The sequence below is a fragment of the Candidatus Didemnitutus sp. genome (genome assembly GCA_019634575.1).
Lineage (GTDB): Bacteria > Verrucomicrobiota > Verrucomicrobiia > Opitutales > Opitutaceae > Didemnitutus.
The window spans coordinates 1-16569 of the sequence record JAHCAY010000001.1; the positions used below are offsets into that span (position 1 = coordinate 1).

The 16569-nt window shown below is 67.5% G+C and carries 12 protein-coding genes; 5 read left to right on the forward strand and 7 right to left on the reverse strand.

Annotated elements, in window-relative coordinates:
• Positions 1-347: hypothetical protein (locus KF715_00005; protein ID MBX3735042.1), on the forward strand; the 347-nt coding region annotated here is incomplete at its 5' end.
• Between the two features lie 381 nt (positions 348-728).
• Complete coding sequence (locus tag KF715_00010; protein MBX3735043.1) at positions 729-1841, forward strand: integron integrase; 1113 nt, start codon at positions 729-731, stop codon at positions 1839-1841.
• A gap of 60 nt (positions 1842-1901) precedes the next feature.
• Here the strand turns inward: KF715_00010 and KF715_00015 are convergent, their stop codons facing one another.
• The 3 genes from KF715_00015 to KF715_00025 all read right to left on the reverse strand — a co-directional run bounded on the left by KF715_00015 (position 1902) and on the right by KF715_00025 (position 5078).
• On the reverse strand, positions 1902-2318 hold the full coding sequence (locus tag KF715_00015; GenBank protein MBX3735044.1) for a hypothetical protein: 417 nt from the start codon (positions 2316-2318) through the stop codon (positions 1902-1904).
• A gap of 28 nt (positions 2319-2346) precedes the next feature.
• Positions 2347-3591, reverse strand: coding sequence for a rhamnogalacturonan acetylesterase (locus KF715_00020; protein MBX3735045.1), 1245 nt, complete (start codon positions 3589-3591; stop codon positions 2347-2349).
• Between the two features lie 140 nt (positions 3592-3731).
• Positions 3732-5078, reverse strand: coding sequence for a Gfo/Idh/MocA family oxidoreductase (locus KF715_00025; GenBank protein ID MBX3735046.1), 1347 nt, complete (start codon positions 5076-5078; stop codon positions 3732-3734).
• A gap of 332 nt (positions 5079-5410) precedes the next feature.
• Between KF715_00025 and KF715_00030 the strand changes: the two genes are divergently transcribed.
• From KF715_00030 to rhaM, 3 genes are read left to right on the forward strand one after another with little or no spacing between them, the layout of a single operon-like run.
• Positions 5411-7432, forward strand: a complete 2022-nt coding sequence (locus KF715_00030; protein ID MBX3735047.1) for a hypothetical protein — start codon at positions 5411-5413, stop codon at positions 7430-7432.
• Positions 7429-8586 (forward strand): Gfo/Idh/MocA family oxidoreductase, encoded by a 1158-nt coding sequence (locus tag KF715_00035; GenBank protein ID MBX3735048.1) that lies wholly within the window; start codon positions 7429-7431, stop codon positions 8584-8586. Before KF715_00030 ends, KF715_00035 begins: the two co-directional genes overlap by 4 nt.
• 10 nt (positions 8587-8596) lie before the next feature.
• On the forward strand, positions 8597-8911 hold the full coding sequence (gene rhaM, locus KF715_00040) for an L-rhamnose mutarotase (GenBank protein ID MBX3735049.1): 315 nt from the start codon (positions 8597-8599) through the stop codon (positions 8909-8911).
• A gap of 474 nt (positions 8912-9385) precedes the next feature.
• Here rhaM and KF715_00045 read toward each other — a convergent pair whose 3' ends face one another.
• The 4 genes from KF715_00045 to KF715_00060 form a co-directional block, all read right to left on the reverse strand.
• Positions 9386-9634: a hypothetical protein gene (locus KF715_00045; protein MBX3735050.1), complete on the reverse strand. Its 249-nt coding sequence runs from the start codon at positions 9632-9634 to the stop codon at positions 9386-9388.
• A 137-nt stretch (positions 9635-9771) separates the two neighbouring features.
• A complete protein-coding gene (locus tag KF715_00050) occupies positions 9772-10647 on the reverse strand; it encodes a sugar phosphate isomerase/epimerase (protein MBX3735051.1) in 876 nt (291 codons plus the stop codon).
• The gene (locus KF715_00055; protein MBX3735052.1) at positions 10644-13721 is read right to left on the reverse strand and encodes a DUF4982 domain-containing protein; all 3078 of its coding nucleotides are present in this window, start codon (positions 13719-13721) and stop codon (positions 10644-10646) included. Before KF715_00055 ends, KF715_00050 begins: the two co-directional genes overlap by 4 nt.
• Positions 13718-16567, reverse strand: coding sequence for a hypothetical protein (locus KF715_00060; protein ID MBX3735053.1), 2850 nt, complete (start codon positions 16565-16567; stop codon positions 13718-13720). Before KF715_00060 ends, KF715_00055 begins: the two co-directional genes overlap by 4 nt.
• Positions 16568-16569: the final 2 nt, after the last annotated feature.

Genomic DNA, 16569 nt, shown 5'->3' on the forward strand with positions numbered 1-16569 from the left:
AAATGGAAAATGCTGAGCGGAGCCGGGCCACGCGAATGACGGTCAAACTCCGCGCGTTGTCTCTGGCGCCTGGATCGGCAACTTCGGGGATGCAGCCGCGCAACGGACGCGACTCTTTCGAAACCGGCTCGCTCGACGCCGTCGCTGAACGCCGCTGCCTCGCACTCGGCTCGGCCGCCCGAAAATCCAACGCGTCCCTTCCTTCTTCGCAGCGGCCACGCCGCACAGCGCCACCGCGCACAACGCCGCGCTCACGCTGCGAACTCTTCTCCCCAAACTCCTCCGCGAAATACTGGGCTCTCGTTCGCATCGCTCTTCTGCCGATCAGTGTTATTCAGATTCAGTGAAAAACCTCACTGTGGTTTGGCCCTTGGCGGTGAGGTTGAGGCAAACTGCCTGTGGCTCAAGGACGTTATGCTGTCGGAGCGGTTTTTGCGGTTGCGCTACGGCCCGACAAAAACCTCACTTTTTACACGGGCCGTTTTACATCAATGAATGGCCCGATTTCTTTTCCGGTGTGGAAGGATGAGCTGGCGCGGGGTGGTCTATGCGCGACGGATGAGGAGGCGTTCCGGCGCGAAATCCTTTCTTTTTTGAGGCATTGCAAAACCACGCACTCGCCAGCCACGGCGGAGTTGGCCAAGCAGTATCTGGAGGGACGGGAGAAGCTCTCGCGTGGACCGGCGCGGGAGGCGTTGCGGTGGTTTTTTCGAGAGGGCGCGCGGTGGATGCGGGGGGCGAGAGCAGTGGACAATGATGGCCAGGCGGCTGCGGTCGGAGTGCGGCGGGTCAAGGCGGTCTCGCGGCCGGCGAACGCGGCTGAACGCAGCACTCCACCGGCGAGGATCGGAAGCGCGGCCCCGCCGCCGTTGGCGGCCGACGATTTGGGGCGGGAGCCTTGGGAGCGGCAACTGGTGCGCGTGTTGCGGGAGCGAGGAATGCTCTGGCGCACGGAGCAGACTTATCGCGAGTGGGCGGTGCGTTTCGCGCGGTTTCTGGCGCCGCGCAGCCCTTATGCGGCCGAAGGGCGGGACGTCGCGGAGTTCTTGTCGGCGCTGGCGGTGAACGGCCGGGCAAGCCCGTCCGCGCAGAAGCAGGCGCTGAATGCGTTGGTCTTTTTCATGCAAGAGGCGTTGTCGCGCGATTTGGGCGACATGGAGTTCACGCGGGCCTTTCCCAAACGCCGTCTGCCCACGGTGCTGACGACGGGCGAATGTCAGGCAATCTTCGCCCAGTTGGAAGGCACGCCGCGACTGATGCTGGAACTCGCGTATGGCGCGGGATTGCGGTTGATGGAGCTGCTGCGGCTGCGGGTGCACCATCTGGATCTCGCGCGCGGCCAGTTGCGGGTGCTTGCGGGCAAAGGCGACAAGGACCGCGTCACGGTGTTGCCGGAAGCGCTGCAGGGCCGGTTGCGCGATCATCTGGCGCGGCTGCGCCCGCAGTGGGAGGCGGATCGCGCGGCCGGTTACGCGGGAGTCTGGTTGCCGGAGGGTTTGGCGCGCAAATATGCGAGAGCGGGCGAGAGGTGGGAATGGCAGTGGTTGTTCCCCGCGCGAGACCTGTCACGCGATCCGGTGAGCGGCGTGGTGCGGCGCCATCATGTGAGCGATACGACATTCCAACGCATCGTGAAGCGGGCGGCGGAGCGAGCCGGCACGAACAAGCGGGTGACGCCGCACGTCTTCCGCCATTCGTTCGCGACGCACTTGCTCGAGGGCGGCACCGACATCCGGACGGTGCAGGAACTCATGGGCCATGCGAGCGTCGAGACGACGCAGATCTACACGCACGTGATGAAGAAGCCGGGGCTGGGCGTGCGCTCGCCGCTGGATCGGTAAGCGGGGGACGGATGACCGAGAACGGAGAGCGGAGAACTGAGGGCTGAGGGCGCGTCTAGCTCAGCTCTTCGGCGGAGTTGCCGGCGTGGGCGCGGGGCGGTGGCGCTGGGCGGTCCAGGGCAAGGTGACCGGTTGGCCGCCGTCGTGGCCGGGGGCTTCGATTGTGCCGGTGATCGTATCGCCTGCGAGCGTGCCGCGGTAGTGCACGACGTATTTCTGGCCGCGGAAATTGCGCACGACGTCGAAGGTGAGCACCGCGTCCTGCAGCGCGGCGTTGCTGATGGCGGTGTCGCCGAACTGATTCGTATAGGCGCCCGTGAGCTGGCCGTCTTTGAGGGCGAGTGTGAGCTTCGTCTCGATCGGGCCGTTGGCGCTCGCGGTGTTCCATTGCCAAACGCCGGAGGGATCGGCGGCGTGCGTCGCGGCGGTCGCGATCAGGAGAGCGAGAATGGAAAGGGCGTGGCGGAGGGCTTTCATTCGGGTTGGGCGGGGCGCTGGCGGAGGTTTAGTTGCCGGCGATTTTCTCGTCGGTGCGCGTCGGGCTGGCGGGGAAGGAGAGCGACTCGGGCGGCGGTGGGGTGTGTGCATCGAAGCCGGCGAAGTCCGGTGCGAGGTGCGCGGCGAGAGCGGGGACGTCGCGCTTGATGGCGTCGGCGATGCACGCGGCGAGCGCGTAAGCGCCGTAGGAGTTGTGGTGCGTGGCGTCCTTGCCGCCGTCGTTGAAGGCGAGCGGGGCGCGCGTCGGGCCGAGCGCCTCGTAGAAGGCGGCGCTGGCGGCGCGCAGGTCGAGGCAGGGGCGGCTTTCCTCGGCGGCGACGGCGCGCACGACGGCGGGGTAATCGCCGTGCGTCGTGCGGATTTTTCCGTCGGGGCCGAAGGTGCGGCGCTCGGGCGAGGTGACGAGGATCGGTTGCACGCCGCGCAGCCGCGCCTCGGCGATGAAGGCTTTGAGGTAGGCGCGGAAGGTCGTGTGGGCCTCGGCGTAGGTCTGCGGCCAGTTGGCTTTCTGGTCGTTGTGACCGAACTGAATCAGCATCCAGTCGCCGCGGCGCGCGAGGCTGAGGACCTTGGCGAGGCGGCCTTCGGCGAGGAAGGATTTCATCGTCTCGCCGGACTCGGCGTGGTTGGCGAGGGCGATATCGGCACGGAGAAAGCGCGGCAGCATCTGGCCCCAGCTCGCGGCGGGATCGGAGCGCTGGTCGGTGACGGTGGAGTCGCCGAGGAGGAACACGGTCGGCACGTCGACGGGCTCGAGGCGGATGGAGCGCACGCGTGGCGCGGGGCCGTTGAATTCGAGAGTGAGTTTTCCGTCCCAAGTGAAGGAGCCTTGCTCGCGCGGCTTGAGCGCGACGGTGCAGGCGCCGGGCGCGTTGGCGGGGGGCGGCGGGAGCGCGGCGTGGCGGACGTTCACGATGAACGAGCGCGTGGCGAACTCGTCGGCGGCGGTCTTCACAGTTTCGAGCATGAGCCGGCGCGATTCGGCGCGCACGAGAGTGGCGGCGGGCGCGGCGGCGTCGCCGAGGACGACGGTGACGCGGTAATTGCCCTCGGGTGCGGTGACGGAGAAATAGAACGGTGCGTCGCCGTGCGGGCGCGTGCCGAGGTCGAAGCCCGCGCCGTTGGCCGCGGAGTAGGCGTCGATGCGGTCGGGCGACGTGAGGTCGAAATCGCGCGGCGCGGACGGCGCGGCGCGGACTGTGCTCGCGACGGCGATAAACGCGAGGGCAGCGACAAGCGTGTGGAGCGCCAGCGTGTGGCTGGGTTGGGGGAGCGAGCTGGCTCGCGACGGGAAACGGATGAGTCGCGAGCAAGCTCGCTCCCACAAGAAGGCGGCGCGGGCGTGGAGTTGTCGCGAGCAAGCTCTCTCCCGCAGGATTGAGAAAACGGAGGTCACACGAGTTCGCTCAGTTTCTGCGCGGCGGGCGCGAGCGGCACGAGGTCGGTGATGGTGACCGGCGCGCCGGTCTGGATCGAGCGGTTGGCGGCGATGCCGACGAGGATCGAGGCGGCGCCTTGTTCGTGGCCGGCGGAGCGTTGCCACGGGTCGGCGGGTGGGGCGGGCGAGAAAAGTTGCTCGGTCATCACCACGTCGGCGCCGCCGTGCGGGCCGGTGGCGGGCGGCATGGGCACGAGGTAGCTCGGCTGAAAATGCGGGAAGACGCGGATCCACTCGCCCTCGGCTTCGGCGCTGCCGTGTTGCTCGAGCTTGAACTCGGAGCTGACGACCGCGCGGTTCATGTGCGAGCCGATGAACTCGTGATATTCGAGGCGGCCGCGGTCGCCGTTGAAGGTGACGCGCATGCCTTCGCGCGGACTGTAGGCGACGAGGGAGTAGTTGAGCACCTGGCCGGTGCGGTAGCGCACGAGTGCGGACATCTGGTCGTAGATGTCGATGTCGTCGCGAAAGACGTTTTGATCGCGCAGATAACCGGTGTCCTTCTCCGCGTTCAGGTAGAGACGGCGGAAGCTCTCGCTCTCGTTGAGGTCGAGCTTGAAGGGATCGTCGCCGGTCGTGGCACCGGTGTAGCGCGGGTAAGTGGTCCAACGCTCGTCGCCGCGCGCGAGGGCGTTTTGCTTGCCGTAGTAAACGAGCGAGCCGTGGGCGAACACTTGAGAGGGGATGGCGTCGAGCCACCAGTTCACGAGATCGAAGTGGTGGGTGGACTTGTGGACGAGCAGGCCGCCGGACTGCGTCATGTGCGAGTGCCAGCGGCGAAAATAGTCGGCGCCGTGCGAGGTATCCAAGAGATACTCGAGGTTGACAGACTGCACGCGACCGATGGTGCCGGCGGTGAGGAGCTCGCGGACCTTGGTGCGGAAGGGGCCCCAGCGGTAATTGAACGCCACGCGCACGCGGCGGCCGCTCTCGCGCTGGGCGGCGAGGATGGCGGCGCATTTTCCGGCGTCGATCGTGAGCGGCTTTTCCGTGATGACATCGCAGCCGGCGCGGAGGGCGCGCACGATGTAGTCGTGGTGCGTGGCGTCGACGGAGCAGACGATCACGATTTGCGGGCGCGTGGTGCGGAGCATCTCGTCGAACTGCGCCGGAGCGAATGTCGGCACGGGCGCGGCCGACCAGCGCGTGGCGATGAGCTCGTTGTAGTAGGCCATGCGCGTGGGGCTGGGGTCGAGGAAGGCGACCAGCTCGTTGTGCGCGCGGTAGTGGGCGAAGACAGGTTCGACGAAGGACAAAGCGCGACCGCCGGTGCCGACGAGCGCGATGCGTTGGGGAGCCATGGGAGAGGAGGTTCGCGGAATGCGGCGCAGGCCGCAAGACAGCGCACGGGGGCGGGCGCGACTGACAGTTTGAGATCGCGACGGCGGGAGCGGACGGTGCGCGGGAGGATGCCCAAGATCGCGCCGCCGCAATTTGAGGTGGCGGCGTGCGGAGCGGGCGCGCAGGTTTCGCAGCCGTGCGGATCGGAAGCGGACAGGTCGGACTGTCAGGAATCTGCGGCGTGGTCGCTGCGGGGGCGGGCCGTAGTTTGGCGGGGCGCTGTTGCCCCTGAACCCGTGCGAACGCCCGTGAGTGCGGTTCCGTCGCTCCCTCGCCACACCCCACATTCCTGATGATCTTCGGCAGCCTGCACTGGTTGGACATCGCGGTGGTCGTCGCCTACTTCGCGGCGGTCATCACCATCGGACAGCGCGCGTCGAAGGCGACGAAGAGCGAGGAGGGTTTCTTCCTGGCGGGCCGGAAGCTGGGGAAACTCTACCAGTTTTTCCTCTCGTTCGGCAACGCGACCGAGCCGCAGGGGGCGGTGAGCACGGCGAGCCTCGTCTACCAGCGCGGCGTGGCGGGCGTGTGGTTCGCGTTCCAGACGGTGTTCATGAATCCGTATTTCTGGTTCATGAACGTGTGGTTCCGGCGGGTGCGCTTGATGACCTCGGCGGACCTGTTCGAGGATCGCTTCGCCAGCCGCGGGTTGAGCCGGCTCTATACGCTGAGCCAGGTGGCGGTGGCGTGCGTGTTTCTCGGTTTCGCGAATTTCGTGGCCTACAAGATCGCGTCTTCGCTCGTGGTGAAGACCGAGGCGCAGATGACGGCGGCGGAGCACAGTTCGGTGCAGCGCTACGAACAGTTCAAGAAGCTCGAGCGTGCCGCGACGGCCGGTCCGCTGGCGGCGGCGCAGCAGGCGGAATTGACCGATCTGCGCGACCAATATGCGCGCGGCGAGCTGCGCAACTACATCACCTTGCTCAACCCCGTGCCGTTCTACCTCGCGTTCACGGCGATCGTCGGCGCCTACATCGTGCTCGGCGGCATGTCGGCCGCGGCGGTGAACGAGGGGCTGCAGAGCGTGCTGATCATCGTGTTTTCCGTGATTCTGATTCCGACGGGCATCGCGGCGGTCGGAGGCTGGAAGGAGTTCGCCCAGCGCGTGCCGCAGCCGATGACGGACCTGTTCGCCGGGCCGGGCATTTCGCTGTGGTTCATCGCGGCGGTGCTGCTGGTGAGCATCGTGCAGATCCATGCGCTGAGCCACAACATGACGATCTTCGGCTCGGCAAAGAACGAGTTCGCGGCGCGGTTCGGCGTGACCGGCAATTATCTGAAGCGGTTCATGATCATCCTGTGGGCGTTCACGGGTTTGATCGCGATCGCGCTGTTCGGCGTCGGCGGGTTGTCCGATCCGGACATGACGTGGGGCACGATGTCGAAGCAGCTGCTCGGGCCGGGGCTCGTGGGGCTGATGCTCGCGGGCGTGCTGGCCGGGACGATGTCGACGCTGGCGGCTAAGGCGCTGGCGATCTCCTCGCTCGCGGTGCGAAATTTCTACCGGCATTTCCGGCCGGACGCGACGTCCGAGCAGGCACTGGTGGCGGCGCGCGTGACGGTGGTGGCGGTGCTCGTCATGGGCGTGATCTCGGCGATCCTGATGGATAATCTCCAGGCGATCGTCGTGCTGGTGCTGACGGTGAATGTGCCGTTCGGCGCGGCGGTGTTCATGATTTTCTTCTGGCGGAGGCTCACGGCGCAGGCGGTGTGGGTTTCCGTGATCGTCAGCGTGCTGGCGATCCTCGTGGTTCCGTTGGCGAGCGATTTCGTGCCCGCGATCCGGCAGGCGTCGTCGCTCACGATCACTGGGACGGGGACGGACGGTCAGCCGACGCCGGTCTACTGGCGCCAGCTGGTGCGGACCGATCCGGCGCGGGAAGACAGCGCGCTGGAAGGCCGCGGGCGTTTCAACTTCGAGTGCTGGTTGCTCGACCGCGTGGGCGTGAACACGGCGCGGCTGACGCCGAACGGGCGCGAGACGGCGCAGTTCTTCGTGGATGGACTGTTTCCGTTCCTGCTGCTGATCCTCGTCAGCTATTTCACGCCGCGCACCGAGAAGGCGCGCACGGACTTTTTCTACGGGAAGATGAAGACGCCGGTGGCGGAGACGCCGGAGCTCGACGAGGCCGAGATCGCGAAGACGCGCCGCGAGCCGACGCGCTTCGACCACACCAAGCTCTTCCCGCGCACGGACTGGGAGTTCGCGCGCTGGACGCGCGAGGACGCCGTGGGCTTCGCGCTCTGCTGCGCGGTCTCCGGCGGCATCATCGCGCTTTTCGTGCTGGTTCTGAAATTCGCTTCTGGAAGATGAACGCTCCCGCTCGCTCTCGCGCCGCGATCATTGGCATCTCCGGTTACGGCCGGATTCATCTGGGGCTGGCCCGCGAAGTGGCGGATCGGCTGGCGCTCGCCGCCGCGGTGGTGATCAACCCGCAGGAGGAAGCCGCCAATGTGCGCGCGCTCGAGGCGGCGGGCTGCCGCATCTACGGCAATTACGAGGAGATGCTGCGCGCCGAGGCGGGCCGCATCGATCTCTGCCTGATCCCCACCGGCATCGCGTGGCACACGCGGATGACGGTGGCGGCGTTGCGCGCCGGCATGAATGTGCTGGTGGAGAAGCCGCTCGCAGCGTCGGTGGCCGAGGTGCACGAGGTGCAGGCGGCGGCGGCGGCGGCGCAGCGGTTCGTGGCGGTGGGTTTTCAAGACATCTACGCGCCCGAGGCGCAGTGGCTGAAGCGCAAGCTGCTCGACGGCGTGATCGGCCCGATCCGTTCCGTGCGGCTGCTCGGGCTATGGCCGCGGCCGGCGAGCTATTTCTCGCGCAACAGCTGGGCGGGGCGCCTGCGAGCGGACGGCGCGCTGGTGCTGGATTCGCCGCTGAACAACGCCTTCGCGCATTTCGTGAACCTCGGGCTGTTCTTCGCGGGGCGGGAGTTCGCGGCCGCGGCGCAGGCGCGGAACGTCGATGCGGTGCTGTGGCGCACGAATTCGATCGAGAGCTTCGACACCGGCGTGGTCCGCGCGGAGACGACGGACGGCGTCGCGCTGTGGTTCGGCGTCACGCATGCGGCGCCGGTCGTGCGGGAGCCGGAAATCGTGATCGAGGGCGAGCGCGGCCAGGTCGTGTGGCGGCATGAGCGCGAGTGCTTGATCACGACCGCGGAGGGCGCGGCGCAGTGTGTCGCACTGCCCGACACGAGCGTGACGCGCACGGAGATGATGCGCGCGGTGCTGCGGCGTTTGGACGATGCCGAGGCTTTCGTGTGCACCCCCGAGATCGCGTTGCGGCAGACCGAGCTGGTCGAGCGCGTGCACGCGGTGGCGGAGATCACGCCGGCACCGGGTGGTGTCGAGAGTCGGGCGCGGCAAGGCGGCGGCGAGCCGATGTTCTGCTCGCCGGGTCTGGAGGAGATCTTGCAGCGCGCGTTTCACGATCGGTCATTGCCGACGGCGGTGCGCGCGTGATTTTCCAGCCATGATCCGAAAAGCCTTCGTGATGTCCGTGCACGCCGGCCAGGAGGCCGAATACGCCCGTCGGCACCAGCCGATCTGGCCCGAACTCGAGGCCGTGTTGCGCCGGCACGGCGTGCGCAATTACTCGATCTTCCTCGATGCGGGGACGCGGCAGCTGTTCGGCTACGTCGAGATCGAGGACGAGGCGCGTTGGGCCGCCATCGCGCAGACGCCGGAATGTCGGAAGTGGTGGGCGCACATGCGCGACATCATGCCGAGTCATCCGGACAACAGTCCGGTGTCGCAGGAGCTGCGCGAGGTTTTCCACCTCGATTGACGAAGGGCTAGCGCGCGACCTCGGGGTCGGCGGCTCCGCGACGTGACGAAACCCGCCCAAAGGTTGGGGGCCGAACTATTTTTGAACGAAACGGCGCGCTCTGCATCGAACAGGCATGTCATTTGACCTAACCGTGTGGATTTTTCTCGGGTCGGCCGCCGTGCTGGCGTGGCTCGTGATCGGGGACTGCAGCAAACACGGAGAGTAAACCCTGAGCGGGGGGGAGCAACCGATGCTGTGAGAAGCGCATTCGCTGCGTTTCGCAGGCGGACGTATTGCGCTAGTTTGAAGTCAGGCTGCGCTGCACGTTGGATGGCAGGGGATGATAGCCCCTTGGGTTCGATCCCCGACGCGGCCTCCACTTTTTTGTCGGGAACGCGGAGGTCCGGCGCGGGCGGCTCCGTGAGAGAAGTCGAATGCCGCACGGCAACAGCGTCGCCCGGGAGGCGCGCCGCTAGCTGACGGCGGGTCGGCTCACTTTTTGCCGCAGCCTTGGTCCTTGCAGGATTCCGGTTGCGGGCATTTCCCGTGGTCCTTGTCGCAGGCTTTCTTCTCCCCGGCCGGGCAGGTGCGCGGGCATTGCGCCTTGGCGGGCTCGGGAGCCTTCGTCTCGGCGTGCGCGCTCACCGCGTATTGGACGGTCAGCAGCGGCACGGCGGCCATCAGGGAAAAACTGAAGGCGGCGACGAGGGTCTTGGCGAGGAGCGTGGGCTTGGAGTTCATGGCGGGAAACGTCCGGAGGATAACCCAAACGGGCGCCGGCCGATGCGCGGCGTTTGTCGGACATTGGCCGCCCTTTGCCGGACGCCACCCCTGCACGGGGATGAACCGCAGCGGGTATTTCGTGCGCGCGGCGGGGCTCAGCGCGTCGCCGCCGAAGGTCCGAAGATTCGGTGCAAGCCGGCGACGTTGGCCGTGAAATTGTAGCGGACGTCGGTGGCGCGCGTGGCATCGCGCGAGCGCTCCACGACGAGCCAGCCGTGCCAACCCATCGCATCGAGCGTGCGCTTGAGCGCAGGCAGGTCGACCTGCGGGTCTTTCTCCAGCCAGTGGCCGTCGCGGTTCGACGCGTGGATTTGCGCGATGCGGTTCCGGCCCAGTGTGCGGAGCTCCGCGAGGACGTCGCGGCCGTGCTGGAGCGCGTTGGCGAGATTGAAGTAGCTCTTGATCGCCGGACTGGCGATTTCGTCGAGCAACGCGGCTTCGGCGGTGGCGTCGAGCGAGGTTTCGATGCCGATGACCACGCCGGCGGCTGCGGCGCGCTCGCCGACGGTGCGGAGGCGTGCGACGACGATGGGGCGCAGTTCGGGGCGCTTCACCAGATCGCTCTGCACGCCCAAGGGGAGGAAAAGCACGCGCACACGCAGCGCGACCGCGGTGTCGATGGCGTCCTGCACCATGCGCTCGACGCCGTCGCGCTCGGCGAACGACTGGGCATAAAAACCGGACATGGCGATCGAGCTGATGTGCAGGCAGTATTTTTCCGCCTCGGCGACGAATTGCACGCGCACGGCGGGATCGCCGAGTTTGCTGTCGAAGGTGGCGCGGTTGCCGAGGCCGCCCATGTCGACCTCGACGCCGTCGGCGCCCAGTTCGTGAGCGAGTTTGAAGGCACCGAGCTTCTGGCGCTTGAGAATCATCCAATCGCAGACGGCAACGGAGTAGGACGAGGCGTCCGTCGCAAAGGCGGAAACCAGCGCGAGCAGGACAGTGCAGCAGAGCAGCGTGCGTTTCATTTCACTTTCAAGGCGTCGGGGGTGAGCGCGCCGGATAGCACCTGTAGCGTCACGCGGTAATCCCCGGCGTTCATGCCCGCGCCCTCGAGCGAGGCGGAGCCGGCGCCGGAGGGAAGGACGAAGCGGCGGGAGGCGACGATGCTGCCGTCGGCTGCGTGCACTTGCAGCTCGACGTCGGCGGGTGCGGTGGCGATGTAGTCGAACGCGAAGTCGTGAGCGCCGCCGAGGCCGAGCGGGACGCTCCAGGTCCAGAGCTGCCCCGTGCGTTGCGCAGCCGAGACGGGAAGGCGCTGGGGCGCCGTGTCGAGCGCGGGGCTGACCTGGGCGGATGCCGGCTTCGGAGCGTGGAACAGCTCAAGAACCTCCTGCGGAACTTGTGCCTTGGGGTCGGAGGTCGAGACCGCGAGGGCGGAGATGACGGCCTGATAGGAGGCGACGCGCGGGAAGGAAACGACCAGGCACCCGTCCTTCGCACGCGCGTGGACGACCTTGCGGACAGCGTGGGTGGGACCGGCCTCGCGCCAGAGGTCGACATCGCGGAGGAGCGTGGTGCCGTTCACGGCGACGTCGAACAGCCGCCAGCCGGTGCAGTCGCCGCCTCCGAGGCCATAGGCGGGCTCCATGAAGTAGAGCTCGAGACGGTAGTCTCCCTCCGGCACGGCGAAGACGTAGGAGAGTTTTTCCCGGCCGTAACGGTAGGTCTGGAAAAGCGCCTGCTCCTCCGTGCCGCGGACGATCTCGCTGCTCACGCGCAGGCTGCCGAAGCGGTTGGGCAGATCCTCGTAGCCGATCGCCCAGGAATAGCTTTGCCAGCCGGGCCGGCTCACCGAGCCGTCGTCCGCTTGCCAGAGCGCGCCATGGCGGTCGGTGTAGTCGGGGCCGCCGCAATTCACGCGGTAGAGATAGTTCTGGCCCGGCTCGGGTGCGGTGAGATCGGCCGTCGCGCCGAGCAGTTCCGCCTGATGCGGCGCGGCGGGCAGATGGTGAAGGACAATCGCGTCGCGGGCGACCACCTGGCCGCCGATGCGGCCCTCGGCGGCGAGGACGCTGTTGCGGACGTTCACGCCGTCCCACCGGAACGGCACGCCGCGTCCGCCGTTCCGACGGACGCCGAGCGATTCGCGTCCGCCGGCGTCGTTGAAGAGCTCGACCTCGTCGCAGTTGGAATACACCTCGATGCCGTCCTTCACGCCCGGCGCATCCCAGCGGTCGGGCCAGGTGTGCGAGACAATATAGACCATCGGGTCGGACGGCGGTGCGTAGCTGGCGCGGAAAAGGTAGAAGGCGTCGGTCGGCTCGCCCCAGAGCGTGAGCAGACCCTTGTTGTTGGCGGGACCGAGGCGGTCGAGTTCGGCCCAGCCGTCGGTGCCTTGCTGGCCTTTCGAGCCGATGGTGCGGCCGGGGTTTTCGTGCGTGGCGAAGAGCCAGTGGAAGTGCCCGGGCACCTCCGCGCGCACGGACTCGGCGAGGCGGATCTTGGTGGCAAGGAGGGCGTCGGCGCGCGATTCGCTGCGCGGGCCGTCGGCGATGAAGCCGCCTTCGGAGTGCAGGCCGAGGCTGCGCCAGGCACCGTATTCGCCGACGAGGCGCTGACGCTTCAGGTCTTCGGCGTAGTCCTCGGGCTTGCCGCCGTAGGTGCCGGACCAGTTTTGCGGGACGTTCCAGTCGGTGCCTTTGCCCGCGTTGCATGTGGTGACGAGGCGCTGCGACGGCGTGGTCGGATCGAGTTCGCGGATGATGGCCACGCACTCGGCGGCGAAGTCGGCAGGCAGCTTGCTCTCGTTGGCGAGCCCCCACAGCACGAGCGATGGGCTGTTGCGGCGCTCGCGCACCCACTCGCGGAGCAGCTGCTTGAAGTTGGCGCGGAATTCCGGCGTGTCGAACCACACCTGCGCGGCCATCTGCGGCCACCACAGGAGTCCCTCGCGGTCCCAGTAGTCCTGATAGCGGAGGTTGTGCGGCTGGTGGGCGTCGCGGAAGGCGTTGAAGCCCGCGGCGCGGATCTGCGCGACGCGCGCGGCGATTTGCTCGGCAATGAATGCGTGGCTGGCGCCGAGGTTGTGCTCGTATTCGCAGGTGCCGTTGATGAAGACGGGCTGCCCGTTGAGGAGAAAGGCCGCGGGCAACGGCGCATCGGGCGCGGGCCAATGGATGGTGCGGATGCCGAAGGGAGTCTCGACGCGGTCGACGAGGCGGTTTCCATCCTCGAGCACGGTGGTTTCGAGCGTGTAGAGATAGGGTTGATCCGGGGACCACAGCGTCACGTAACCGAGGGGCAGCGAATTCCGGAGCGTCATGGATTCTCCGGGGAAGCGGACGGGGGCTTGGTGCGTGACGAGGATCTTGCCTTGAGCGTCGAGGACTCGGTTTTCAACCACGAGCGAGCGGGTGGGGAAACGGCCGTTGAGTTCGATCGTGTAGTGAAGCGTGGCGGAAGCGGCGGTCGCGGTCTCGTCGTTCCAGACGTGCACCCCAAAGGGCGCCACGCGAATGTCGCCGGTGGTGAGCAGCGTGACCGGACGAAAGATTCCCATTGGCTGGCTGCCTTCGGAAAAGCCGGGCTGGGGCGAGCAGCCGCCGCACACCCAAGGCAGATCGGTGATGCCGGCTGGGTGATCGGCGCGGACGGCGAGCAAGTTGGGCGCGTCGAAGCGGACGAGATCGGTGACTTCGAGTGTGAAGGTAGTGCGGCCGCCGGCGTGTCGGCCGGCGAGTTGGCCGTTCATCCACACGGTGGCGTAGGAGCCGACGCCTTCGAAGAAGAGGAAGACGCGCCGGCCCTGCTCGCTCGCGGGGACCGCGAAGCTGCGGCGATACCACGCGTAGCCGTGGAGATTGCCGTGCACGGTCCGACGGAGGCCGCCGTAGTCGTCCCAGTTGTGCGGCACGCTGACGGTTTGCCACGCTGAGTCGTCGAACGCGGGTTGTTCGAAACCGTCGTAGCGCGCGCGATTCGTCTCGTCCATCGCGGTGCGCCAGCCGTCGGCGAGTGGCCACTCGCGGCGCGGCTCCGCGGCAAAGGCGATCGCGGCGCATAGCGCGAAGGCAAGGACGACTGTGCGCCGCAGGCTCACGGTTGCTCGAGCAGGCGGATGACGAGCGAGCCCTTGACGGTGCCCGTGATGTTCTGTGGCTGGCCTTGCGGGCCGAGGTTCGAGGGCAGGGAACCTTTCGTGCCGATGGCGGGAATGACCTGGTAGACACCGAGGCCGAGGCGCGGCAGGGTGAGCACGGGGTTGTTTTTGCCGTCGCGCGGCGAGTAGACGCCGACGTAGGGCGAGCCGCCGTCGTTGAGCAGCGCGAAACGGCCCTCGGTGGTCGTGAACGCCATCCATTCCCAGCGCGAGAACCAGCCTTTGAACTCGGGCAGCTGCCAGGTGAGGCCGGGGATGTTGTCGTTGTATTCCGTGTCCCAGCGCCAGAGCGAGCCGCCCTTGAGCCGGTTGGCCCAGACGCGATACGGGCCGCTGCCGAACCACTCCTTGGATTTCATCTTCTCCTCGGGGTAGTCGAAATCGAGGCCGAGCAAGTCGACCGTGCCGGGACCGGTGAATTCGTAGTCGAGCCGCAGGTCGCCGTCCGCGGTGAAGGTCCACGCAAAGTGACGGAGTGAGCCGTTGCCCTCGGTGGTGACGGTCGCGTGATCGGTTGCACGGGTCGCCTGGACCGTCGTGGCCTTCGGCTCGGCCAGTGCGACCGGCTCGAACAGGCGCTCGTTGCGCTTGTAGGCGACAAGGCGCGGGCCGCCGCCCAGCGAGATGCGTCGGCCGTCGCGGGCGAGCGACAGGAGCAGACCAGATCGCCGGTCGAAGCGCGCCGAGTTGCGGCCGGACGTCACGACGATTTCGGCGTCGAGATTGTCGAGTTGCACGGCGGACTTCGTTTCCGTCGCGTGTCCGATCGCCGCGGCGCCGGATTTCCAGCGCCACGACCAGGTCCAGAGTTCGCGTTGCTGCGAGTCGGTCGCGGTGAGCAAAAGGACATCGGCGTCGCGCCAGTCGGCGGGGAGCGCGAGCTTGAGTTCCCCATCGGCGCGGGCGGCGACGTCCGGGCCGGCGAAGCGTCCGAGCGCGAGCAGGGTGCGGTGGAAAAGCGGCGCGCCGGGCGGGGCGAACTTCATCAGGCGCCACTCGAACGTGACGGTCGACAGACTGAGGAAATCGTAGCTGTTGCGCACGGGCAGCGTGCCGGCGAAATCGGCGGGCAAATCGCGCAGCGGGATCTGCACGGGCGACCAGATCTCGCGCACGGTGTAGAAGCTGCCTTCCTTTTCGTGGTGCGGACCGACCATGCCGTCGGGCGCGAGGTCGCGGCGAGCGTCGAGGCGGCCGTTCTCGTCGGTGCGGGCGACGGCTTCGTCCATCCACGACCAGAGGAAGCCGCCGGCGGCGTGCGGCTTCTCGCTCATCAGCGGCCAGAAGTCGTCGAGTCCGGCGCCGTGGCCGCCGTCGAAGAGACCGTGGAGAAACTCGGTCGGCAGGAAGATGTCGGGACCGTCGGTGAACGTCGCGGTCTCGCCGTATTCGCGGTAGTGCCGCGTGTTCATGCCGCGGAAGGCAAACGGCGGCGACAGCGGTCCCGGGTGCAGGACCGGGCGCTGCTGCGGGTCGTGTTTGGCGAACTCGTCGTCGTTCTCGGTGTTCCAGCCGCCCTCGTTGCCGTTGTCCCAAAACAGAATGCTCGGGTGGTTCACGTCGCGCGCGACCATCTGCCCGATGAGGCGGCGGCCGGTCGGCGTGTCGTAGTGGCCTTGCCAGCCGCTGAGCTCGTCGAGCACGTAGAGCCCGGCCTCGTCGCAGAGGTCGAGAAACTCGGCGTCGGGCGGGTAATGCGACATCCGGACCGCGTTCATGTTGGCCTCTTTCAGGAGGCGAACGTCCTCGCGGTGGCGCTCGGGCGAGAGCGTGCGGCCGGTTTCGGGCCAGAAGCTGTGGCGGTTGGTGCCCTTGAGGACGATCTTGCGGCCGTTGAGATAGAGGCCGTCGCCGGGGCGCAGCTCGAAGGTGCGGAAGCCGAAGCGCTGGGTGATGGTGTGGCCGGAGGGCGCGAAGGTGCCGGCGTTGAGCGTGATATCGACGCGGTAGAGGTTCGGCGTTTCCGCGGTCCATGTCGCGGGCGAGGCGATTTGCCCGCGCAGGGTGACTTCGCGCGCGCCACTCGGCACGGCGGCGCCGATCGGCGCACCGACGGGTTCACCGGCGAGGGTTTTCACCTGAGCGACGACCTGATTGCCGGCGGGAAGATTGCCGCCGAGGAAAACGTCCGCGCGGAAGGCGCCGTCGGCTTTGGCATCGATGGCGACGCGGTCGATGAACTGCGGCGGCAGCGCCTCGAGGCGGACGGGGCGGAAAATGCCGCCGAAGTTCCAGTAGTCGCCCATGCGCTCGGCGACGTTCACGCTGGTGTTGGCGGAGCGTTTGCTGACGGTGACCTCGAGGCGGTTCGGGCCGTCGAAGCGGAGCTTGTCGGTGATGTCGTAGCGGAACTGGTAGAAGCCGCCTTGGTGCGCGGGGCCGACGGATTGGCCGTTGAGCGTCGCCTCGGTGTCGGTCAGGACGCCGTCGAAGATCAAGCGCACGACGCGGCCCTTCCACTCGGCGGGCACGGTGAACTCGCGACGGTAGATGCCCTTTTCATCCGGCACGCGCTGCTGCGTGGTGAGGCGTTTGCTCGGCTTGAACTCCACGCCGTAGTCGTAGGTGCCGAAGCCCTGCTGTTCCCAGCAGGACGGGACGGCGATCTTTGTCCAGACGCCGCTGTTGCGGCCGCCGGTGCAGAAGAAGTCCCACGGCACGGCGTCGTGGCTGCCGGTGCCGGAGAGGTAGAGCGTCTCGGTCGAGAGCGGCGCACCGTCGGCTTCGAGACGCGAGACGGCGAGCGCGAGCAGGGTGGCGGCGAGGAGGCGAAGCACGGAGCGCATGG